This is a genomic window from Promicromonospora sp. NPDC059942 (genome assembly GCF_042731755.1).
Taxonomy (GTDB): domain Bacteria; phylum Actinomycetota; class Actinomycetes; order Actinomycetales; family Cellulomonadaceae; genus Promicromonospora.
Genome location: NZ_JBHWLR010000009.1, coordinates 139,925 through 161,147 on the forward strand (window position 1 = coordinate 139,925; position 21,223 = coordinate 161,147).

Consider the following 21,223-nt stretch of genomic DNA (forward strand, 5'->3'; position numbering starts at 1 on the left):
GTCAGTCGCGCGGCTTCTCGCGCATCTCGAAGGTCTCGATGATGTCGCCCTCGGTGACGTCGTTGAACGACCCGAGACCGATACCGCACTCGAAGCCCTCGCGGACCTCGGTGACGTCGTCCTTCTCGCGACGCAGCGACTCGATCGTGAGGTTGTCCCCCACGACGGTGCCGTTGCGCAGCACGCGCGCCTTCGAGTTGCGTCGGATGGTGCCCGAGCGGATGACCGAACCGGCGATGTTGCCGAACTTCGAGGAACGGAAGACCTGGCGGATCTCCGCGGTCCCGAGCTGGACCTCCTCGTACTCCGGCTTGAGCATGCCCTTGAGGGCCGCCTCGACGTCCTCGATCGCCTGGTAGATGACCGAGTAGAACTTGACGTCGACGCCTTCGCGCTCCGCCAGCTCCTCGACGCGCTCGCCGTACTTCACGTTGAAGCCGATGATCACGGCGCTGTCGACGGTGGCCAGGTTGACGTCGTTCTGCGTGATCGCACCCACACCACGGTGGATGACGCGCAGCTCGACCTCCTCGCCCACGTCGATCTTGAGCAGCGCGTCCTCCAGTGCCTCCACGGCACCGGACACGTCGCCCTTGAGGATGAGGTTGAGGCTCTCGACCTTGCCCTTCTTGAGCTCGGTGTCGAAGTCCTCGAGGCTGATCCGCTTGCGGCGCTTGGCCAGCGTCGCGGCGCGCTCGGCCGCCTCACGCTTCTCGGCGATCTGACGTGCCGTGCGGTCGTCCGGCGCCACGAGGAACGTGTCGCCGGCGCTCGGGACGCTGGTGAGACCCAGCACCTGGACCGGACGGGCGGGCGTCGCGGCGTCGACCGCGTTGCCGTGCTCGTCGAACATCGCACGCACACGGCCGTGGGCCGTGCCGGCGACGATCGAGTCGCCGACGTGCAGCGTGCCCGACTGGACCAGCACCGTGGCCACAGGGCCACGACCCCGGTCGAGGTTGGCCTCGATCGCGACACCGCGCGCGTCCTTGGACGGGTTGGCGCGCAGGTCGAGAGCGGCGTCGGCGGTCAGCAGGACGGCCTCGACGAGGTCGTCGATGCCGATGCCCGGCTTGGCCGCGACGTCGACGAACATCGTGTCGCCGCCGTACTCCTCGGCCACCAGGTTGTACTCGGTGAGCTGCTGACGCACCTTCGCCGGGTTGGCACCCTCGACGTCGATCTTGTTGACCGCGACGACGATCGGCACGCCGGCCGCCTGCGCGTGGTTCACGGCCTCGACCGTCTGCGGCATCACGCCGTCGTCGGCCGCGACCACGAGGATCGCGATGTCCGTGACCTGGGCACCACGAGCACGCATGGCGGTGAACGCCTCGTGACCCGGGGTGTCGATGAACGTGATGGCACGCTCGGTGCCCTCGTGCTCGTGCGTGATCTGGTAGGCACCGATGTGCTGCGTGATGCCACCGTGCTCGCCCGCCACCACGTCCGACTTGCGGATGGCGTCGAGCAGCTTGGTCTTACCGTGGTCGACGTGACCCATGACGGTCACGACCGGCGGACGGGCGACCAGGTCGTCGTCCGACTCGCCCGCCTCCTCGGCCTGCAGGTCGATGTCGAAGGCCCCGAGCAGCTCGCGGTCCTCCTCCTCGGCCGAGACCATCTCGATCTGGTAGCCGAGCTCGGTCGCCAGCGTGCCGAACGTGTCCTCGTCGAGCGACTGCGTGGCCGTGGCCATCTCGCCCAGGTGGAACAGGACGGTCACGAGCGCCGCGGGGTTCGCGTCGATCTTGTCGGCGAAGTCGTTCAGCGACGCACCGTGGCGCAGGCGCACGACCGTGCTGCCGTTGCCGCGGGGAACCTGCACGCCGCCGAGCGACGGGGCCTGCATCGCCTCGAACTCCTGGCGCTTCGCCCGGCGCGACTTACGACCGCGGACCGGCTTGCCGCCGGCGCGCCCGAAGGCACCCTGCGTCGCACCGCGACCACCGGCACCCCGGCGCGGGCCGCCGAAGCCGCCGCCGCCACCGCCGGGACGACCCGGAGCACCGGCACCGCCGGCGCCACCAGGACCGGGACGGCCACCGCCGCCGCCACCGGGGCGACCACGGCCACCACCCGGAGCCGGGCGGTCACCCGGACGCGGCATGTTGGTCTTGCCCGGCATCATGCCGGGGTTCGGGCGCGGGCCGCCGCCACCGGTGCCACCGGGACGGGGCGCCGAGGGGCGCGGGCCACCGGGGCGGGGACCGCCCGGGCGCTCGCCGGCCGACTCGCTGCGCTCGGGGCGCTGCCCCGGACGCGGCATGCCCTGGCTGGTCGCGAACGGGTTGTTGCCCGGACGCGGGTTACCGCCACCGGGGCGCTCGCCGCCACCGGCCGCGGGACGGCCACCACGGCCGCCACCGGGACGGGGCATGCCCTGGCTGGTCGCGAACGGGTTGTTGCCCGGGCGCGGGTTGCCGCCGCCCGGACGGCCACCACGGCCGCCGTCACGGCCGCCGTCGCGACCACCCGGACGCGCGCCCGAGGGGGCGGCGGCGGGCTTGGGGGCACCGGGCTTGGGGGCCGCGGCGGCCGGCTTCGGCGCGCCGGGCTTGGGCGCCGCGGCGGCCGGCGAGGCCGATGCCGCAGGGGCCACAGGGGTCTGCTCGGCCGCCGGGGCCGGGGCGGGAGCCGCCGGCGCAGGGGTCGGTGCCGCGGCGGGCGCAGGTGCGGGTGCCGCCTCGGACTTGGGGGCCGGGGCCGGGGCGGGAGCCGGCGCCGGGGCGGGTGCCGCCTCGGCAGGCTTCCGGGCCGCGGGCTTCGCGGCCGGCTTCGGCGCGCTCGCGGCAGGCTTCGCCGCTGCGCCCTTGTCGGACGCGCCGGAGGCGCCACCGACGGGGAACTTGTCGCGCATCGCTCGCTCGACCGGGGCCTCGAGGGTCGAGGAGGCCGAGCGGACGAACTCGCCCGCGGCCTTCAGCTCGCCCATCAGGGTCTTGCTCTCCACTCCGAGCTGCTTAGCCAGCTCGTGAACGCGGATCTTCGCCACATCTCTCCTGTCTCGGTCCGTCCCGGGACAGGGAGGACCACCGTTAGTACTGCGTACTCATCGCTGGGGACTCATCGGGTGCCCATCGGCTTCAAACCCGCTTCCTTGTCGACGAACTTCATGATTCGGCCGGGCGCTCTGTCGCGCCCGGTCGGAACGGTCTTGCGGTCGGCACCCTCACCGGCCGAGGTGTGCTCGCACCTCGCCGAGGTCGAGGGGCCCGTCGGCGCGCAGTGCGCGGGGGACGGCCCTGCGGCGCTCGGCGAGCTCCAGGCACTGCGACACCGGGTGGACCCAGGCGCCGCGACCCGGCAGACAGGCACGGACGTCGACCACGACGCGCCGTGGCTCTGCCACGTCGACATCATGCATCGGGGTGTCCAGCACCAGACGCAGGAGTGCAGACCGCTGGTCGCGCCCCCGGCATCCGACACACGTCCGCACCGGGCCCATGACAGGCGGAGCGGGGTATGTCGAAGGACGAGCACGCGGCCCAGACTCGGACAGTCTACCGCGCCGACCCACCGGGCGTTACCGACCGCTCTGTGCGTCGGCGGCGGCGCCACCTGCGTCGGCGTCAGCCGCCTCGTCCGAGCGGATGTCGATCCGCCATCCCGTCAGCTTCGCGGCGAGCCGGGCGTTCTGCCCTTCCTTGCCGATCGCGAGGGACAGCTGGTAGTCGGGGACGATCGCCCGTGCGGCACGGGCGTCGGCGTCGACCACTGTGACAGACGACACACGGGCCGGCGACAGCGCGCTCGCCACGAAGGAGGCGGGGTCGTCGCTGTGGTCGACGATGTCGATCTTCTCGCCGTGCAGCTCGGCCATCACCGCGCGGACGCGGGCGCCCATCGGGCCGATGCACGCACCCTTGGCGTTGAGCCCCGACACGCGGGAACGCACGGCCATCTTGGTGCGGTGCCCCGCCTCGCGGGCGATGGCGGTGATCTCCACCGAGCCGTCCGCGATCTCCGGGACCTCGAGCTCGAAGAGCTTGCGCACGAGGTTCGGGTGCGTACGGCTCAACGTGATCTGAGGACCCTTCATTCCGCGGCTGACCTCCACCACGTACGCGCGCAGCCGCTCGCCGTGCACGTACTCCTCGGTGGGCACCTGCTCGTGCGGGGGCAGCACGGCCTCGGTGCCGCCCACGTCCACGAGCACCATGCGCGGGTCGCGGCCCTGCTGGATGACGCCGGCCAGGACCTCGCCCTCCTTGCCGCGGAAGGTGCCGAGCACCTGGTCGTCCTCGGCGTCGCGCAGCCGCTGGACGATCACCTGGCGGGCCGTCGCGGTCGCGATGCGGCCGAAGTCCTGGGGCGTGTCGTCGAACTCGGGGCCGAGCTCCACCACGGGGCGCGCGTCCGGGTCCTCGGGGTCCTCGGCGACGGGCAGCTCCTCGCGCGCCCACACCGTCACGTGGCCCGACGCACGGTCCACCTCGACCCGGGCCCGGTTGTAGGCGTCCGGGGTGCGGTGGTAGGCCGAGAGGAGGGCCTGCTCGATGGCCGCGACGAGCACGTCCAGGCTGAGGTCCCGCTCGCGCTCCAGCATCCGGAGCGTGCTCATGTCGATGTCCATGTCAGCCTTCCTCGTTGCGGCCGGGGTGACCCTCGGTCGTGTTGTCCGTAGCGGCACCGTCCGAGTCCTCGTCGGTGTCTTCACCTGCACTCTCGCCCAGTTCCGAATCCTCGGCATCCTGGGCGTCCTCGAGCCGTCGCAGCTCGACCTCGACCTTGCCCCGGCGGACGTCGCCGACGGGGACCTGACGGTCCTCGTCGAGCACCAGCACGGCCCCGTCGGCGCCGTCGAGCACGTCGGTCAGCCGGCCCTCGACGAGGCTGCCGTCGGTGAGCTTGAGCGTCACCAGCCGCGTCCGGGCGCGCTTGAAGTGCCGCAGCTCGGTCAGCGGCCGGGAGGTGCCCGGCGTCGAGATCTCGAGCGTGTAGGCGCCGGCGACGACGTCGTCCGTGTCCAGCGCCGCGGAGATCGCGCGCGACACGTCGCCGAGGGCGTCGGAGTCCAGGCTGCCCACGGCGTCGTCCGGCAGGTCGACGGTGACCCGGACCACGGACTTGCTGCCCGCCCGGGTGGCGCTCACCTCCTCGAGGTAGAGCCCTGCGGCCTCGACCACCGGTCCCACCACCTCGCGGACCGCATCCGCCTGCTGTGTCATCGACTGCCTCCCGTCGGTTCCCCCGGGCGGGGGCACGGTTCGAGCCGGAACGGTTCGACCGATGTGCTGTTGTTGTCTGCGTCAAGCCTAACGAAGCGTCGGACCTCGGCACTTCGCGAAGAACGTGATGTCCGTGACCCGACCGCAACCGGTCAGGGACGAACGGAGTTCCGGAACATGGCATCATCGGCCACGATGAACGCCTCGAACCGCACGGCCCGTACCCGACGCCGGTCAGGCCTGACCGCGCTGGCCCTGACCTGCGCGATCATTCTCTCAGGTTGCGGGGTACGGCTCGAGACGCCGCCGCCGACCGAGCCCGTGCCGGACGCGGCGGAGGTCCTGCGGCGCACGGCGGTGGCCGACGCGCTGCTCGTGGCCGACCAGGCCGAGACCGCCGCGACGTCGGACACGATCAGGGCCGACGTCAAGACGGAGCTCGGCGTCATCGCCGAGACGGCGACCCTGCAGGCGGAGGAGCTCGGCGGCGAGTACGACTCGGGTCTCGGCGACATCGTGGCCGACGACTCCGGTTCCTCCCCCTCGGCGACCGCCGAGGAGCCCACACCACGGGCCGTCGTCACGTCGCTGCGCGACGCCGCGACGCGCACCCGGGCAGCCGCCGACCAGGCGCCGTCCGGGCCGCTGGGCCGGCTGCTCGCCTCGATCTCCACGTCGCAGACGCAGCACGCCAGGACCCTCGCGCAGCTCACCGGCGCCGAAGGCCCCGCCCTGCCCTCCACCGAGATCCCCGAGCCCACCGATCCCGCCCCGGAGCCCAGCGACGGCGACGAGGCCTCGGCGACGCCGGCCTCGGCCAAGACCGACGAGGCACCCGTGGCGCCCACCGGCCTGGCGGCCGAGGACCTGAGCGCCCTGGTCCTGGCCGAGGACACGGCGGCCTACGCGCTCGAGGTACGGGCGGCGCAGGCCGACGAGCCGATCCGCACCCAGGCGCTCGAACGAGCCGTCGTGCACCGCGCACGGGCCCAGGACTGGGCCGTCCTCGCGGGGACGGCCGGGACCGACCAGGACCCGCGGCGGGTCGCCTACGCGGTGCCCGGACCGGACGCCGCCACGACGGACCTCGCCCGCGATCTGGAGAACGGCCTGGCCCAGAACTACGCCTCGCTGGTCGGCCTCGCCGAACCGGGCACCCGCGCCGTGCTGGTCGCGCTGCTGACCGACTCCACGCTCGCCGGCGCCCGCTGGGGCGCCCCGGCAGTCCCGTTCCCGGGACTGCCGGAGCTCGCCTGACGGCCTCACGTGACGGTCGGGCTCGACCCCGGCCTCAGCCGAGCAGGGCCTCGACCCGCTCGACCACGGCGTCCACGATGCCGTCGACGGGGAACTGCTCCGCCTCGCCGGCGCGGGGCCGGACCTCGACCACGCCGTCGGCCAGAGCCTTGCCCACAGTGACCACGAGCGGGGCGCCCAGCAGCTCGGCGTCCTTGAACTTCACGCCCGGCGACGTCTTGCCGGCCCGGTCGTCGTAGAGCACCTCGACGCCGCGGGCGGCGAGCTCGTCCGCGATCTTCCCGGCCGCCTCGAACACCGCGGCGTCCTTGCCCGCCGCGACCAGGTGCACGTGCGCCGGAGCCACGTGCGCCGGCCACGCCAGCCCGCGCTCGTCGTGGTTGGCCTCGGCCAGCGCGGCCAGGGCCCGCGTGACGCCGACGCCGTACGAGCCCATCGTCACCACGGCCTGCTTGCCGTTCTCGTCGAGCACCACCAGGCCGAGGGCCTCGGCGTACTTGCGGCCGAGCTGGAAGATGTGGCCCATCTCGATGCCACGCGCGAGCTCCAGCGGGCCGGAGCCGTCGGGGGCCGGGTCGCCGGCGCGCACCTCGGCGGCCTCGACGGTGCCGTCGGCCGTGAAGTCACGGCCGGCCACCAGGTCGAAGACGTGCTTGCCGGGCTCGTTGGCGCCCGTGATCCAGCGGGTGCCGGGCACCACGCGCGGGTCCAGGAGGTAGCGGATGGCGGGGACCTTCTCGCCGTCCTCGCCCTCGACCTGCTCACCCTGGGGGCCGAGCGCCTGCGGGCCGATGTAGCCCTTCACGAGCTCGGGGAACTTCTTGAAGTCCTCCTCGGTGGCTGCCTCGGGCTCCGCCGGGGTCAGCGCGGCCTCGATGCGCTTAAGGTCGACCTCGCGGTCGCCGGGCAGGCCGACGACGACCAGCTCGCGGGTCCCGTCGGGCTGCACCAGCGCGAGCACCACGTTCTTCAGGGTGTCGGCGGCGGTCCAGGCCCGGTCGGGCCGGGGGAACTTCGCGTTCGCGACGTCGACCAGCGTGGCGATCGTCGGGGTGTCGGGCGTGTCCTCGACGTGGGCCGCGGGGGCGTCGTCGTACGGGATCGCCTCGGGGACGGGCGTGACCACGGCCTCGACGTTGGCGGCGTAGCCGCCGGGCGAGCGCACGAACGTGTCCTCGCCGATGGGCGAGGGCGAGAGGAACTCCTCGGAGCGCGAGCCGCCCATGGCGCCCGACATCGCCGAGACGATCACGTAGTCCAGGCCGAGGCGCGTGAAGATCTTCTCGTACGCCTCGCGGTGCTTCTGGTAGCTGACGTCCAGGCCCTCGTCCTTGACGTCGAACGAGTACGAGTCCTTCATGATGAACTCGCGGCCGCGGATCAGGCCCGCGCGGGGGCGCGCCTCGTCGCGGTACTTGGTCTGGATCTGGAAGAGCGTGACCGGCAGGTCCTTGTACGACGAGTACAGGTCCTTGACCAGCAGCGCGAACATCTCCTCGTGCGTGGGCGCGAGCAGGTAGTCCGCGTCCTTGCGGTCCTTGAGCCGGAACAGGCCGGCGCCGTACTCCTCCCAGCGGCCCGTCGCCTCGTAGGGCTCCCGCGGCAGCAGCGCCGGGAAGTGCACCTCCTGGCCGCCGATCGCGACCATCTCCTCGCGGACGATCGCCTCGATCTTGGCCAGCACCCGCAGGCCGAGCGGCAGCCACGAGTAGATGCCCGGGGCGGCCCGGCGGATGTACCCGGCCCGCACGAGGAGCTTGTGGCTGGCGACCTCGGCCTCGGCCGGGTCCTCGCGCAGGGTACGGACGAAGAGGGACGACATGCGCAGCACGTCGCCCTGAGTGAGGCGTGCGGAAGACATGGGGCACAGCCTATCCGCGCGGAGCCTCGCGGCTCGCCTGGAATTTGTGGTGCTTACCTTGCCGTGTCCCGGGAAGTTGCGGAGGATGAGGCCATGCCGGAGCTGCCCGAGGTCGCCGCGCTCGCCGACTTCCTGCGCGCCCGGACCGCGGGGCGCACGGTCAGCGCGGTGGAGGTCGGCTCGATCGCGGCGCTCAAGACGTTCGACCCACCGCCCGCGGCGCTCGCCGGGGGCCGGGTGACCGGTGTGGCCCGGCACGGCAAGTGGCTGGACCTGGAGGTCACGCCCGCTCCTGGCGGCACGGTGGCCGACGGCGCCCCGCTCCACCTGGTCTTCCATCTCTCCCGGGGCGGCTGGGTGCGCTGGTCGGACGCCCTGTCGACCAAGCCCGTCCGGCCGTCGCTCGGCGGCTCCAGCCGGGGGGCGATCCTGGCACTGCGTGTGCGGCTCGACGACGGCTCCGGGTTCGACCTGACCGAGGCCGGGACCCGCAAGCGACTCGCCGTGCACGTGGTCCGCGACCCGGCCGACGTCGAGATGATCGCCTCGCTGGGCGTGGAGCCGCTCGCGCCGGAGTTCACCACCGAGGTGCTGGCGGGGCTGCTCGCGGCGAAGAACCAGCAGGTCAAAGGCCTGCTGCGCGACCAGCGGGCCATCGCCGGCATCGGCAACGCCTACAGCGACGAGATCCTGCTCGTGGGCCGGTTCAGCCCGTACAAGCTGACCGGGACGTTCACGCCCGAGGAGACGGCTCGGCTGCACACCGCGATCGGCGACGTGCTCGCGGAGGCGATCGAGGCGGCGTCGGGCAAGCCGGCCAAGGAGCTCAAGGACGCCAAGCGGGCCGGGATGCGGGTGCACGGGCGGACGGGGCTGCCCTGCCCGGGCTGGAACGGCGTCCCGTGCGGCGACACGGTGCACGAGGTGTCGTTCGCCGACCGGTCGATGCAGTACTGCCCCACCTGCCAGACGGGCGGCAAGCCGCTGGCGGACCGCCGGATGTCGAAGCTGTTGCGCTGAACCGCGGCGCCGCACGCTGGCCGGCCCCTTGCGCGGGCGGTAACATAGCATCAACGCTATGTTCACTAGATGAATTGGCAGATCGAGTTCTCCGACGAAGTCGCGGACTGGTACGAGAGGCTGAGCGTGCAAGGAATGGCCCAGGCGGACCGGGTGATCGGCATGCTGGCCGAGCAGGGCAACCTGCTCCGGATGCCGCAGTCACGCGCGCTGGGGGACGGGCTCTTCGAGCTGCGATTCACCTGCGAAGGCGTTGCCCGCAGGATCACCTACACGTTCGAGCCCGAACGAAAGGTCTTCACGCTGACCACGTTCCGCAAGCAGCGCCAGAACGAGCGGCGTGAGATCGACCGGGCAAGAAAGGCACGAATCGAGCGGCGGGACAGACTGCCGGACCCGAGGACCAAGGGGTGAGCACGATGGCACATCGCACCTGGAACGAGCTGCGCACCAACCGCACCGAGCAGATGACGCCGGCCGAGCGGGAGACCTACAAGAAGGCCTACGACGAGGCCGCGCTCGCACACGAGCTGGCAACACTCGTCTACGACGCGCGGACGGCGGTAGGCATCACCCAGGCCGAGCTCGCCCGACGGATGGGTACCCACCAGAGCGTGATCGCCCGCCTGGAGAACGGCGGCGGCATGCCCTCGATCCCGACGCTCGACCGGCTGGCCCGAGCGCTGGGCATGCACCTCACGATCGCGGTCGGCGACGGCGAGCAGGGTCCGGTCGTCGATGCAGGTTGAGTGCCGGCCGCCCGGTCAGAACAGGACGGTCGCGAAGGTGCCCACCTGCTCGAAGCCGACCCGCCGGTAGGCCGCTATAGCCCGCTCGTTGTAGGCGTTCACGTAGAGCGAGACGACCGGCGCGACCGACGCGCGGGTTGCGTCGACCACCGCGGCCATGCCCGACTCCGACCAGCCGCGGCCGCGGAACGCAGGCTCCACCCAGACGCCCTGCACCTGGGCCACCCCGCCGGCCACCGCGCCGAGCTCGGCCTTGAAGCCCACGGCGGGCCGGCCGGCGCCGTCGGGCACGAGGCGGACGAACGACCGCCCCTCCGCGATGAGCGACTTCACGCGCTCCGCGTAGGCGGAGCCGCCGGAGGCTATCGGCGAGTAGCCGACCTCCTCGGTGAACATGCGCACGCAGGCGGGCAGCACGAGGTCCAGCTCGGCCAGGACCGAGCGGCGGACCGTGGGCTCGGGCGGCACCGAGGGCGCAATACCGATGGCCATCGACGGCTGGTCGGCGCGGATGTCCCGGGCCGGCGGCCAGTGCGGGGACAGCCGCTCCCAGAGCGCGAGCGCGGCCCGCTGCTCCCCCACGATCGACGACGACCGGCGTCCGTACACGCGGGCGACCGCCGTGAAGGCGGCGATCGCCTCGGTGCGCCGGGCAGGGTCGGTGATCGGGACCACGGGCACCAGGTTGGCGCCGGACCAGCACACCGCCTCGAGCGGGCCGACGGCGGGGAACCCCCACGCCTGGCCCGCGGCGGCACCGAACCCGGACCGCGCCGCGATCTCCAGGCGCGCGGTGGCGAGCACCGAGGCGACGGGGTCGACGGCACAGACCGCGAGCGCCGCCGCCAGGTCCGCGCGGGTCAGGGCCCGGGCGAGGACCTCGCCGCGGTCAAGCTGCGCGCGAATGTCCTGTTCGCCCGGTTCGAACGGCCCGTCAGGGCGCGCCCCGGCCGGAACCGGGGTGCGCCACCGAGCCATGCCTTGCTCCGTTCGAGTCCGACCCTTCAGTATCGCCCGAGTCCGAGGTCCTGCTCCGGCTCAGCCGACCGAGACGACCGGCGAACCGGCCTGTGCCTCATTCTCCGGCGTGGGCATCTCGTCCGCGATCCGCATCGCCTCTTCGATGAGGGTCTCGACGATCATCGCCTCGGGAACGGTCTTGATGACCTCGCCCTTGACGAAGATCTGGCCCTTGCCGTTGCCCGACGCCACGCCGAGGTCGGCCTCGCGGGCCTCGCCCGGGCCGTTGACGACGCAGCCCATGACGGCGACGCGCAGCGGGACGGTCATGCCCTCCAGGCCTGCCGTGACCTTCTCGGCGAGCGTGTACACGTCCACCTGGGCGCGGCCGCACGACGGGCACGACACGATCTCGAGCTTACGGGGGCGCAGGTTCAGGGCCTGCAGGATCTGGTTGCCGACCTTGACCTCCTCGACCGGCGGGGCCGAGAGGGAGACGCGGATCGTGTCGCCGATGCCCTTGCTGAGCAGGGCGCCGAACGCGGTGGCCGACTTGATGGTGCCCTGGAACGCCGGGCCGGCCTCGGTGACGCCGAGGTGCAGCGGCCAGTCGCCCCGCTCGGAGAGCAGCTCGTAGGCGCGCACCATCACGACGGGGTCGTTGTGCTTGACCGAGATCTTGAAGTCGTGGAAGTCGTGCTCCTCGAAGAGGCTGGCCTCCCACACGGCGGACTCCACGAGGGCCTCCGGGGTGGCCTTCCCGTACTTCTCCAGGATGCGCTTGTCGAGCGAGCCCGCGTTGACGCCGATGCGGATCGAGATGCCGGCGTCCTTCGCGGCCTGCGCGATCTGCTTGACCTGGTCGTCGAACTTGCGGATGTTGCCCGGGTTGACGCGGACGGCGGCACAGCCGGCGTCGATCGCCTGGAAGACGTACTTGGGCTGGAAGTGGATGTCCGCGATCACGGGGATCTGGGACTTCTTCGCGATGATCGGCAGCGCCTCGGCGTCGTCGGAGGTCGGCACGGCGACGCGCACGATGTCGCAGCCCGCCGTCGTGAGCTCCGCGATCTGCTGGAGGGTCGCGTTGATGTCGGTGGTGGGCGTGGTGGTCATGGACTGCACGCTGATGGGAGCGTCACCGCCCACCTCCACCTTGCCGACCTTGATCTTGCGGGTCTTGCGGCGAGGGGCGAGGACCGGCGGGGGTGCTGCTGGCATGCCGAGGCTGATTGCGGTCACAGGATCAGTATCCACGCTTCAGAAGGTGCAAAACGCACTTGGTGTCTGGCATCACGTGATCCGCACGGGATCCACCAGGTCGGCCACGACGAGGACGCCGCCCACCCCGAGGAGGATCAGGAAGACCACGTACGCCACGGGAGTCATGCGCGCGACGTCGGCCGGGCCGGGCAGGACGGCCGCCCCGCGCACCCGGGCGACCGTGCGCTTGCCGCCCTCGTAGAGGGCGTTGACCAGGTGCCCGCCGTCGAGCGGCAGCAGCGGGATGAGGTTGAAGACGAACAGCGCGATGTTGAGGCTCGCGAGAAGGCTCAGGTAGATCATCACGCGGTCGAGGATCGCCTCGTCGAGCGCCATGATCTCGCCGCTGATCCGGGCCACGCCCACCATCGACTGGACCGAGTCCTGCGAGCGCTCCTCGTCCGTGAACGCCTGGGTGGCGGCGTCGGCCACGCGGACCGGCAGGGTCGCCACCATGGTCGCCGTCTGCCAGGTCATGTTGCCCACCTCGGGCAGCACGCGGGACAGGGGCTGACGCTCGCGGACCTGGAGCGGGGAGAAGCCCACGAAACCGCCGGGCTCGACGACCGGCTCGCCGTCGGCGCCGACCACCGCGACGCCCTGCTCGTCCACGACCGGGCGCTCGGTGGGGGCGGGGGTGACCTCGAGCGTGACGCGCTCGCCGTCGCGCAGCACGACGACGTCGGACTCCTGCCCCGCGGAGTCGTTGATGAGGCCGACCAGCTGCTGCCAGCCCGTCACCTCGGTGCCGCCGAAGGAGACGACCTCGTCGCCGGGCTGCAGCCCGGCCGCGGCGGCGGGGGCGGCGGGCTGCCCCTCGCAGTCGTCGCCCGTGGCGGTGGACGTCGCGGAGGCGGGGACGCACTCGGAGAGCTGCGCGACGGTCGTGGAGACGGCAGGCAGGCCGTACCCGATCAGGATGATCGCCATGAGGAACGTGGCGATCACGAGGTTCATGAACGGCCCGCCGAACATGACGACGAGCTTCTTGGGCGTCGAGAGGTTGTAGAAGGCGCGGTGCTCCTCGCCGGGCCGCACCTCCGCGACCGACGCGTCACGCGCGTCGGCGACGAGCTCGTTCCAGAAGCCCTTGCCCCGCTTGGTGCCGGCGGGGGCGGGCGGCATCATGCCGACGAGGCGCACGAACCCGCCGAGCGGGATCGCCTTGATGCCGTACTCCGTCTCGCCCTTGGTGCGCGACCACAGGGTGGGTCCGAAACCCACCATGTACTGGCTCACGCGCACGCCGAACTTCTTGGCCGGGATCATGTGCCCCAGCTCGTGCAGACCGACCGAGACGAGGACGCCCACCAGCAGGACGAGCACACCGATGATGTGCGGAACGATGCTCACGGACCGAGACTACGACACGTTACTGACAGCCCGGCAGGGAGCGCACGGCTCCCCCCGGGACGGCCACCCGACGTTCACCCCGTGCCGCCCACATGGTGATTCGTTGAAACATTGGTTACTGATCATTAACCTGTGGGCATGTCGGTTTCGTCCGTCCCTGGGTTCCGGGAGCTGCACGCGCACGGCCCGTCCTCCCTCGCGGAGAGCCTGACCTCGATGTTCCAGACCGAGGCCTGGTCCGCGGCCGACGGCGACTCCCGGGTGGCGCGGCAGCTGCGCGAGATCGGCGTGGACGTCAGCGCGATCTGGGCGGCCTCGCGCTGGAACATGGGCGACGACGGCGACGCGCCCAACCGCCGTCATCCCGTGCCCGGCGACCCGCGCGGCCCCGAGACCGCCGCAGCGCTGCGCGCCGTCGTCGCCCGGCCAAGAGCCGCCGCGCTGCTCGGCGTGTACCTGTGGTCGCAGGCGAGCGACGCCCTGCAGTACACCTTCCGGCACGGCCGCATCATCGTGCCGCTGCGGGCCTTCGTCGAGACCTGGGAAACCTGCCGCGACGATGCGCCGGACGACGTCTGCCGGGCCGAGGGCGACGCCGTCGCCGTGCTGCTGCGCACGCTGATCACCCAGATGCACACGGCGGCCGCGCGCAGCGCTGGCGACCTGCTCCGCGTGGCCGACGCCGCGGGGCGGGCCGGCGAACGGTGCGGGGAGCTGCTGCAGGCCGCGCGGGCGATCCCCGACCCGACCTCGCCGTTCCGCCGTGCCCTGGTGCCCCAGGCCGTGACCCGCGTCCGGTACTTCCGCGCCCTGGCCGAGGCCGCGCGGGCGGCGTCCGCGGCCATGGCCGGGGAACCCGCCCGGCTGGGCCCCGCGCTGGACGGCCTGCGCGCCGCCGAGACCGACCGGCACCTCAACTACATCCTGGCCAGCGAGCTGCGCTCCTACCGGATGCACCTGACCGAGCTGTACCGGAACCTCGACTCGACCTGGCTCACGCTCGACCGGCTGCGGACCGTCTACATCTACCCGTTCGGGCTGCGGGACGTGCGGCCGGCCGCGGCGGTCACCGCCATCCGCCGCCTCGCGCACCGGGACGAGCACCCGGAGCTGCTCGGCGTCCAGGCCTTCGCCGTGCGCGGCCGCCTCAAGATGGACGACGTCTGGGCGAGCGTCGACCGGGCCGCCCGCCCGTACGGCGGGGCGTCCCTGTCGATGCCGAACGTGCGCCTGGAGCAGCCGGACGGGACGTTCATCGCGGAGCTGTCCTGCGACGTGCGGTTCACCGAGTTCGGCAACCACTACGTGCGGTTCCGCTACTCGTCGCGCGACCAGTCGCCGCAGCAGGTCCGTGACGCCCGGTTCCGCCTGTCCAACCTGCACGCCGACATCCGGGTGCGGTGGATCGCGCTGGACGGCTCGCCCGTCGACGTCGACCCCGGCGGCGCCCTGCCGCCGGAACGCCTCTTCGACCTGGCCGACCTGCTCCAGCGCGCGACCGCGGACCTGGTCCGCAAGGGGACCGAGATCGCCCAGGGGCGGGCCCACGTGGTCACCACGGTCTACGAGGCGAGCCGGGGCCGCGGCCCGGCCGCGCCCCCGGAACGCCGGACGCCGGTCAACATGGGCGACGAGATGCTGGCCGCGTTCGGCTCGCAGGTGCTGCTGCAGCCCGTGTCCTACGGCACGGCCACGCTGTGCGACTGGACCCTGCGCCAGCGCAACCCCGTGCTGCTGGAGGGGGTGCGGCACCTGGGCGACGTCGTTGCCGTGGCCACCAACTCGACCACCGTCGCGCTGGTCGGCACGGCACACTTCAAGATCTCCCAGTACGGCTCGCTCGCCGAGTTCGTGGCCAGCCTCAACGGGCTGTTCAGCGCCTGGAACGCCACGCTGGCGGACCACCTGCGCATCGTCGCGACCATGCTCGCCGACCACGACGTGAACAACGGCGCCGACCTCGCCGACCGCAAGGAGCGGCTCACGCGCGAGCAGCTGCGGCTGCACGAGTTCGCCTCGGAGGTCCGCACCACCCTGACCACCGTCACCTCCCCCACGTTCCTCGCCTCCGCGCTGGAGTCGCGGATGCTCAACCAGCTCCTGCACGCGTCCCGGTTCGAGCAGCAGGCCGCCGTCGTCACCGAGCGGCTGCGCGAGCTGCTCCAGGAGCCCATCGCGGCCCGGCTCGCGGCGCTCGAACGGCTGCACGGCGACCGCGAGCGCGCGGCCGAGGTCAGGCGCGAGCGGTCCCGGCGTCGGCTGATGGACGGCACGCTGTCGGCGATCACCGTGTTCGCCGGCGTGTACGCCCTGATCGGCACCGTCCAGGTGGCGCTGGACGCGTCGCTGATCGGCCCGATCCAGGCGGTCACGGCGACCGCGCTGGTCACCGTGGGGGCGCTGGTGACGGGGTGGGCGGTGTTCAACTGGACGAGCCGCCGGTGAGCGGCCCGGCTTAGCCTGGTCGGGTCAGCCGCGACGCCGCACGACGACGGGGGACGACGATGACCGGAAGCTCTGTGTCCGCGCCTGGGAACGCGCCCGGGGACGCGCCCGGGGACGCGCCCGGCGGCGCCAATCTCACGCCGCGCGGTACGCCGCGGGACGACGCCGCCCGGCGGCACCTCTGGGGGCACTTCACGCGGCAGTCCGCCTGGGACGCCGGGGTGCCCACGCTGGTTCGCGGCGAGGGCCATCACGTCTGGGACGCGGCCGGCCGCCGGTACATCGACGGGCTCTCGGGCCTGTTCGTGGTCCAGGCCGGGCACGGCCGCCGGGTGCTCGCCGAGGCCGCGGCCCGGCAGGCGGGCGAGCTCGCCTTCTTCCCGCTGTGGTCGTTCGCGCACCCGCCGGCCATCGACCTGGCCGAGCGGCTGGCCGACCTCGCGCCGGGCGACCTGAACCGCGTGTTCTTCACCACCGGCGGCTCCGAGGCCGTGGAGACGGCGTTCAAGCTGGCCAAGCAGTACTGGAAGCTCCAGGGCAGGCCGGGCAAGTACAAGGTGATCTCGCGGACCATCGCGTACCACGGCACCACGCACGGAGCCCTGTCCGTGACGGGCCTGCCGGGGCTCAAGGAGCCGTTCGAGCCCCTCGTCCCGGGCGCGTTCAAGGTGCCGAACACCAACATCTACCGGGCGTCCGAGGACCTGCGCGACGACCCGAAGGCGTTCGGCCGGTGGGCCGCCGACCAGATCGAGGCGCTCATCGAGGCGGAGGGGCCCGACTCGGTGGCGGCCGTCTTCCTGGAGCCCGTGCAGAACGCCGGCGGCTGCTTCCCGCCCCCGCCCGGGTACTTCGAGCGGGTGCGCGAGATCTGCGACCGGCACGACGTGCTGCTCGTCTCCGACGAGGTGATCTGCGCGTTCGGCCGGATCGGGTCCATCTTCGCGTGCGACGACTTCGGGTACGTGCCGGACATGATCACGTGCGCCAAGGGCATGGCGTCGGGCTACTCCCCGATCGGCGCCTGCCTCGTCTCCGACCGGGTGTTCGAGCCGTTCGCCCACGGGTCGACGACCTTCGCGCACGGGTACACGTTCGGCGGGCACCCCGTCTCGGCGTCCGTCGCGATGGCGAACCTCGACCTCTTCGACGAGGAGGACCTGACCGGGCGGGTCAAGGAGAACGCGCCCGCCTTCCGGGCCACCCTGGAGCGGCTGCACGACCTGCCGATCGTGGGCGACGTGCGCGGCGCCGGGTACTTCTACGGGATCGAGCTCGTCCGGGACAAGGCCACGCGCGAGACCTTCTCCGGCGACGAGGCCGAGCGCCTGCTGCGCGGGTTCCTCACGCCGGCCCTGTTCGAGGCGGGGCTGTACTGCCGCGCCGACGACCGGGGCGACCCGGTGGTGCAGCTCGCGCCGCCGCTGACGATCGGGCAGGCGGAGTTCGACGAGATCGAGCAGATCCTGCGGGGCGTGCTGAGCGAGGCGTGGACGCGGCTGTGACGCGAGTGCGGCGCCGCCCGGCGCTGCGGGGGTCGGCCCGGCCGCGATGTGCGCTTCTACCCAGCCATTGCGTCCGGAAACAGCCTGTTTTCGGGCCCAATGACTGGGTAGAAGCGCACTTTCGGCTGCGGCCCCGGACCCCGGCCGATCCGGGCGCGCCGGCCGCGGCCCCGGCGACCGCCCGCGTCCGTCACGCCGCCAGCAGTCGCTCCGTCAGGGCCCACAGCCGGCGGGCCGAGTCAGGGTCGATCGAGTGCGGCACGACGTCGGCCGGGACGTCGTCGGCGTCGGCCCCCGTGAGGTCGACGGGCCGCGGGTCCTCGTCCAGCGGCGAGACGTCGCTGTTGTTGAGGTACACGCCGCCGACGTCGGCCAGGAGAGGGCTGGTCGCGGCGAACACGATCGTCGCGGCGCCCTGCTCGGGTGTCTTCTTGCCGTGCTCGGGGTCGATGACCGGGTTGCCGGCGTCGTCGATGAGGCGCATCGCGCGCTGCGCCGCCTCGCCCACGGAACGGTTGAAGGACGTCGCCGGCACGATGCCGGGGTGCGGCGCGTACGCGCGGATCCCCTCGCCCGCCCAGCGCCGGTCGAGCTCGACCGTGAACAGGACGTTCGCCGTCTTGGACTGGGCGTAGGCGAGCCCCGGGTCGTAACCGCGGGCGGTGAAGTTCGGGTCGTCCCACAGGATGTCGGACATCCGCTGGGCACCGGACGTGGTGGTGACCACGCGGGCGCCGTCGGCGGCCCGGAGCGCCGGGTGGAGGCCCAGGGTGAGCTGGACGTGCCCGAGGTGGTTGGTGGCGAGCTGCGCCTCGTAGCCGCGCGCGTCCCGCTCGATCCGCGCCGGCGCCGGGTAGCCGGCGTTGTTGATCAGCACGTGCAGCGGTCGGCCGGAGCCCAGGTAGCGCTCGACGAAGCCGTCGATCGAAGCCGGGTCCATCAGGTCCAGCCGGCCGACCTCGACGCGTTCGATCCCCGCGACCGCGGCAGAGGCGCGCTCCGGGTCGCGCGAGGCGACCACGACCGAGGCACCGGCCCGGGCCAGTGCCCGGGTGGCGACCAGGCCGAGGCCGGAGTGCCCGCCCGTGACGATGATGTTCCTGCCGGTCAGGTCGACGCCCGCCAGGACGTCGTCGACCGTGGAGGCGGCCGTGAAGCCGGTACCGAGGGGGTGCTGGCGATGTGACATGACGGTTCCCTTCACACGGGTGGGGCGGGGTCGGGCAAGAGGCCGCGTCAGGCCGCCGCCGCGCGCTGCTCGGCCGGACGACGGCGCAGGGCCGGCTGCTGGATGGCCGGCGGGTCGTAGGCCATGTCGAGGCGGCCGATGTCGGTGCCGGGCGGCACGATGGCGTCGATCCGGTCGAGGATCTCGTCGCTCAGGCTGACCTCGGCGCCCGCGAGCGCGCTGTCGAGGTGCTCCATGGTGCGCGGGCCGATGATCGCGGAGGTGACGCCCGGGTGCGCGATCGCGAACGCCATCGCGAGGTGGTTCAGCGGGATCCCGGCGTCCTGCGCGACGGGGATGAGCTGCTCGACGACGTCGAGGCGCCGCTCGTCCTGCAGGTGCGCGAACCCGAACTGGGCCCGGTGGGCGTCGCTGGCGCGGCCCTTGCGGTACTTGCCGGTGAGCATCCCCCCGGCGAGCGGGCTCCACACGAGGGTGCCCATGCCGTACTGCTGGGCGACCGGCAGGACGTCGCGCTCGATGCCGCGGTTCAGGATCGAGTACGGCGGCTGCTCGGTGCGGAACCGCTCCAGGCCCCGCCGCTCGGCCACCCACTGCGCCTGGACGATGTCGGCGGCGGGCATGGTGGACGAGCCGATGGCCCGCACCTTGCCGGAGTTGATCAGATAGGTCAGCGCGGCGAGCGTGTCCTCGACGTCGGTGTCCGGGTCGGGCCGGTGGATCTGGTACAGGTCGATGTGGTCGGTGCCCAGGCGGCGCAGCGAGTTCTCCACCTCGGCGATGATCCAGCGCCGCGAGTTGCCGCGGTGGTTGGGGTCGTCGCTCATGGGCAGGTGCACCTTGGTGGCCAGCACGACGTCGTCGCGGCGGCCCTTGAGTGCCTTGCCCACGATCTCCTCGGACTCGCCTCGGGAGTAGGCGTCGGCCGTGTCGATGAAGTTGATGCCGGCGTCGAGGGCCTTGTGGATGATCTTGACCGACTCGTCGTGGTCCGGGTTGCCGATCGCGCCGAACATCATCGCGCCGAGCGCGTAGGGGCTGACCTTGATGCCGGTCCGGCCGAGGCTGCGGTACTGCATGGGGCCCTCCTGGGGTCGAGAGGTCTGGTGGGCGTCGCCGCGGTGCCGTACTCTGGAGCTAAGCGGAACGCTCTTCCAGAACCATATGGAAAGCCGTTCCGGTTAGCAAGAGACCATGGAGAAAAGTGACCCAGCACACAGAGCAGCGGCCCCTGCGCCGCGACGCGCAGCGCAACATCGACGCGCTGCTCGACGCCGCCAAGCAGGTCTTCGGCACGTCGGGCGTCGACGCGCCCGCCAAGGAGATCGCCGACCTGGCCGGCGTCGGCGTCGGCACGCTCTACCGCCACTTCCCCAAGCGGTCCGACCTGGTCAAGGCCGTGTTCCAGGCCGAGGTCGACGCCACCGCCGACGCCGCGCCGAAACTCGCCGCCGAGCACCCGCCCGTCGTCGCGCTCGAGAAGTGGCTCCACCGCTACACCCAGTTCCTGGTGACCAAGCGCGGGCTCGCCTCGGCGCTGCACTCGGGCGACCCGGCGTTCGACGCGCTGCCCGCCTACTTCATCGGGCGGCTCGGCCCCGCCCTCGGCTCGCTGCTCGACGCCGCCGTCGCGGCCGGCGCCGTCCGCGCCGTCGTCAGCCCCCAGGACCTCCTGTACGCCGTGTCCAAGCTGTCGCTGCCCATGGAGGACGAGGAGCCGGACCACGGCCGGCGCATGCTCGACCTGCTCGTCGACGGGCTGCGGTACGGCGCGGGCCAGGACTCCGCAGGCCAGGGGGGCGACCGCGCGTGACGGAGGGCGGCCTCACCAGCAGCGAAGGTGCCCGGGACTACGGTCGCGGCCTGCTGCTCGGCCGCGCCGTCCGGCTGCGCCCCCTCGCCGAGGACGACCTGCCGCACCTGGACCGGTGGTGGCGGGAGACCGAGTGGCAGCCGCTGCAGCAGCCCACCGTGCGCCCGCGGCCCGCCGGGACGGCCGCCGACCTGTTCCGCGCGTGGAGCGCCAACACCGACCCGGGCGCGGTCGGCCTCAGCGTCGAGACCCTTGAGGACCGCCGCCTCGTCGGGCACGTCACCCTTCACGGGGCGACCCTTCCGCAGCGCACGGGCACCCTCGGCATCATCCTCGGACCCGAGCACACCGGGCACGGGTACGGGTCGGACGCCGTCCGCGTGCTGCTCCGGTATGCCTTCCAGGAGATGAACCTGCATCGCGTCGAGCTGAGCGTCTGGGGCTTCAACACCGACGCGCGACGCGCCTACGAACGGTGCGGGTTCGTGGTGGAGGGACGACGCCGGGAAGCCGTCTTCCACGCCGGCCGCTACCACGACGACGTCGTCATGGGCGTGCTCGCGAGCGAGTGGAACGCGACCGGCCCGAGCTAGCACCCCGCCCGCCGCGACGGTTTCGGGCGGACGTCGTCCGCGGC

Annotated in this window: 18 protein-coding genes; 8 read left to right on the top strand and 10 right to left on the bottom strand. The window is 72.5% G+C overall.

What is annotated here, in order from left to right:
* Position 1: 1 nt before the first annotated feature.
* The 4 genes from infB to rimP all read right to left on the bottom strand — a co-directional run bounded on the left by infB (position 2) and on the right by rimP (position 5,171).
* Positions 2-2,995 (bottom strand): translation initiation factor IF-2, encoded by a 2,994-nt coding sequence (infB, locus tag ACFV9Q_RS16350; protein ID WP_377235273.1) that lies wholly within the window; start codon positions 2,993-2,995, stop codon positions 2-4.
* 177 nt (positions 2,996-3,172) lie between these two features.
* On the bottom strand, positions 3,173-3,448 hold the full coding sequence (locus ACFV9Q_RS16355) for a YlxR family protein (protein WP_377230105.1): 276 nt from the start codon (positions 3,446-3,448) through the stop codon (positions 3,173-3,175).
* A 78-nt stretch (positions 3,449-3,526) separates the two neighbouring features.
* Positions 3,527-4,576, bottom strand: coding sequence for a transcription termination factor NusA (nusA, locus tag ACFV9Q_RS16360; RefSeq protein ID WP_377230106.1), 1,050 nt, complete (start codon positions 4,574-4,576; stop codon positions 3,527-3,529).
* Between the two features lies 1 nt (position 4,577).
* A complete protein-coding gene (gene rimP, locus ACFV9Q_RS16365; RefSeq protein WP_377235274.1) occupies positions 4,578-5,171 on the bottom strand; it encodes a ribosome maturation factor RimP in 594 nt (197 codons plus the stop codon).
* Positions 5,172-5,366: 195 nt separating this feature from the next.
* On the opposite strand from rimP, the gene ACFV9Q_RS16370 reads away from it, so the two are divergent.
* A complete protein-coding gene (locus tag ACFV9Q_RS16370; RefSeq protein WP_377235275.1) occupies positions 5,367-6,428 on the top strand; it encodes a DUF4439 domain-containing protein in 1,062 nt (353 codons plus the stop codon).
* A gap of 34 nt (positions 6,429-6,462) precedes the next feature.
* Here the strand turns inward: ACFV9Q_RS16370 and ACFV9Q_RS16375 are convergent, their stop codons facing one another.
* Positions 6,463-8,289, bottom strand: coding sequence for a proline--tRNA ligase (locus ACFV9Q_RS16375; protein WP_377235276.1), 1,827 nt, complete (start codon positions 8,287-8,289; stop codon positions 6,463-6,465).
* Positions 8,290-8,382: 93 nt separating this feature from the next.
* On the opposite strand from ACFV9Q_RS16375, the gene ACFV9Q_RS16380 reads away from it, so the two are divergent.
* The 3 genes from ACFV9Q_RS16380 to ACFV9Q_RS16390 all read left to right on the top strand — a co-directional run bounded on the left by ACFV9Q_RS16380 (position 8,383) and on the right by ACFV9Q_RS16390 (position 10,058).
* On the top strand, positions 8,383-9,309 hold the full coding sequence (locus tag ACFV9Q_RS16380) for a DNA-formamidopyrimidine glycosylase family protein (RefSeq protein ID WP_377235277.1): 927 nt from the start codon (positions 8,383-8,385) through the stop codon (positions 9,307-9,309).
* Positions 9,310-9,378: 69 nt separating this feature from the next.
* Positions 9,379-9,723 carry a type II toxin-antitoxin system RelE/ParE family toxin gene (locus tag ACFV9Q_RS16385; protein WP_377235278.1) on the top strand — a complete coding sequence of 115 codons (345 nt, stop codon included), beginning with the start codon at positions 9,379-9,381 and terminating at the stop codon, positions 9,721-9,723.
* Between the two features lie 5 nt (positions 9,724-9,728).
* Positions 9,729-10,058, top strand: a complete 330-nt coding sequence (locus ACFV9Q_RS16390) for a helix-turn-helix domain-containing protein (protein ID WP_377235279.1) — start codon at positions 9,729-9,731, stop codon at positions 10,056-10,058.
* Positions 10,059-10,073: 15 nt separating this feature from the next.
* Here ACFV9Q_RS16390 and ACFV9Q_RS16395 read toward each other — a convergent pair whose 3' ends face one another.
* The 3 genes from ACFV9Q_RS16395 to ACFV9Q_RS16405 form a co-directional block, all read right to left on the bottom strand.
* The gene (locus tag ACFV9Q_RS16395; RefSeq protein ID WP_377235280.1) at positions 10,074-11,036 is read right to left on the bottom strand and encodes a GNAT family N-acetyltransferase; all 963 of its coding nucleotides are present in this window, start codon (positions 11,034-11,036) and stop codon (positions 10,074-10,076) included.
* A gap of 60 nt (positions 11,037-11,096) precedes the next feature.
* A complete protein-coding gene (gene ispG / locus ACFV9Q_RS16400; protein WP_377231875.1) occupies positions 11,097-12,239 on the bottom strand; it encodes a flavodoxin-dependent (E)-4-hydroxy-3-methylbut-2-enyl-diphosphate synthase in 1,143 nt (380 codons plus the stop codon).
* Positions 12,240-12,311: 72 nt separating this feature from the next.
* Positions 12,312-13,634 carry a M50 family metallopeptidase gene (locus ACFV9Q_RS16405; protein WP_377231873.1) on the bottom strand — a complete coding sequence of 441 codons (1,323 nt, stop codon included), beginning with the start codon at positions 13,632-13,634 and terminating at the stop codon, positions 12,312-12,314.
* A 138-nt stretch (positions 13,635-13,772) separates the two neighbouring features.
* Here ACFV9Q_RS16405 and ACFV9Q_RS16410 point away from each other — a divergent pair, with 138 nt between their 5' ends.
* Together ACFV9Q_RS16410 and ACFV9Q_RS16415 are read left to right on the top strand one after the other, a co-directional pair.
* Positions 13,773-16,079 carry a hypothetical protein gene (locus ACFV9Q_RS16410; protein WP_377235281.1) on the top strand — a complete coding sequence of 769 codons (2,307 nt, stop codon included), beginning with the start codon at positions 13,773-13,775 and terminating at the stop codon, positions 16,077-16,079.
* Between the two features lie 59 nt (positions 16,080-16,138).
* Positions 16,139-17,584, top strand: a complete 1,446-nt coding sequence (locus ACFV9Q_RS16415) for an aspartate aminotransferase family protein (RefSeq protein ID WP_377235282.1) — start codon at positions 16,139-16,141, stop codon at positions 17,582-17,584.
* Positions 17,585-17,774: 190 nt separating this feature from the next.
* Here ACFV9Q_RS16415 and ACFV9Q_RS16420 read toward each other — a convergent pair whose 3' ends face one another.
* Together ACFV9Q_RS16420 and ACFV9Q_RS16425 are read right to left on the bottom strand one after the other, a co-directional pair.
* Positions 17,775-18,773: an SDR family NAD(P)-dependent oxidoreductase gene (locus ACFV9Q_RS16420; protein WP_377235283.1), complete on the bottom strand. Its 999-nt coding sequence runs from the start codon at positions 18,771-18,773 to the stop codon at positions 17,775-17,777.
* A gap of 47 nt (positions 18,774-18,820) precedes the next feature.
* Positions 18,821-19,852: an aldo/keto reductase gene (locus ACFV9Q_RS16425; RefSeq protein ID WP_377235284.1), complete on the bottom strand. Its 1,032-nt coding sequence runs from the start codon at positions 19,850-19,852 to the stop codon at positions 18,821-18,823.
* Between the two features lie 125 nt (positions 19,853-19,977).
* On the opposite strand from ACFV9Q_RS16425, the gene ACFV9Q_RS16430 reads away from it, so the two are divergent.
* Positions 19,978-20,586, top strand: coding sequence for a TetR/AcrR family transcriptional regulator (locus ACFV9Q_RS16430; protein WP_377235285.1), 609 nt, complete (start codon positions 19,978-19,980; stop codon positions 20,584-20,586).
* Entirely contained in the window at positions 20,583-21,179 is a 597-nt protein-coding gene (locus ACFV9Q_RS16435) for a GNAT family N-acetyltransferase (protein WP_377235286.1), read from the top strand. Before ACFV9Q_RS16430 ends, ACFV9Q_RS16435 begins: the two co-directional genes overlap by 4 nt.
* The last annotated feature ends 44 nt before the right edge of the window (positions 21,180-21,223 follow it).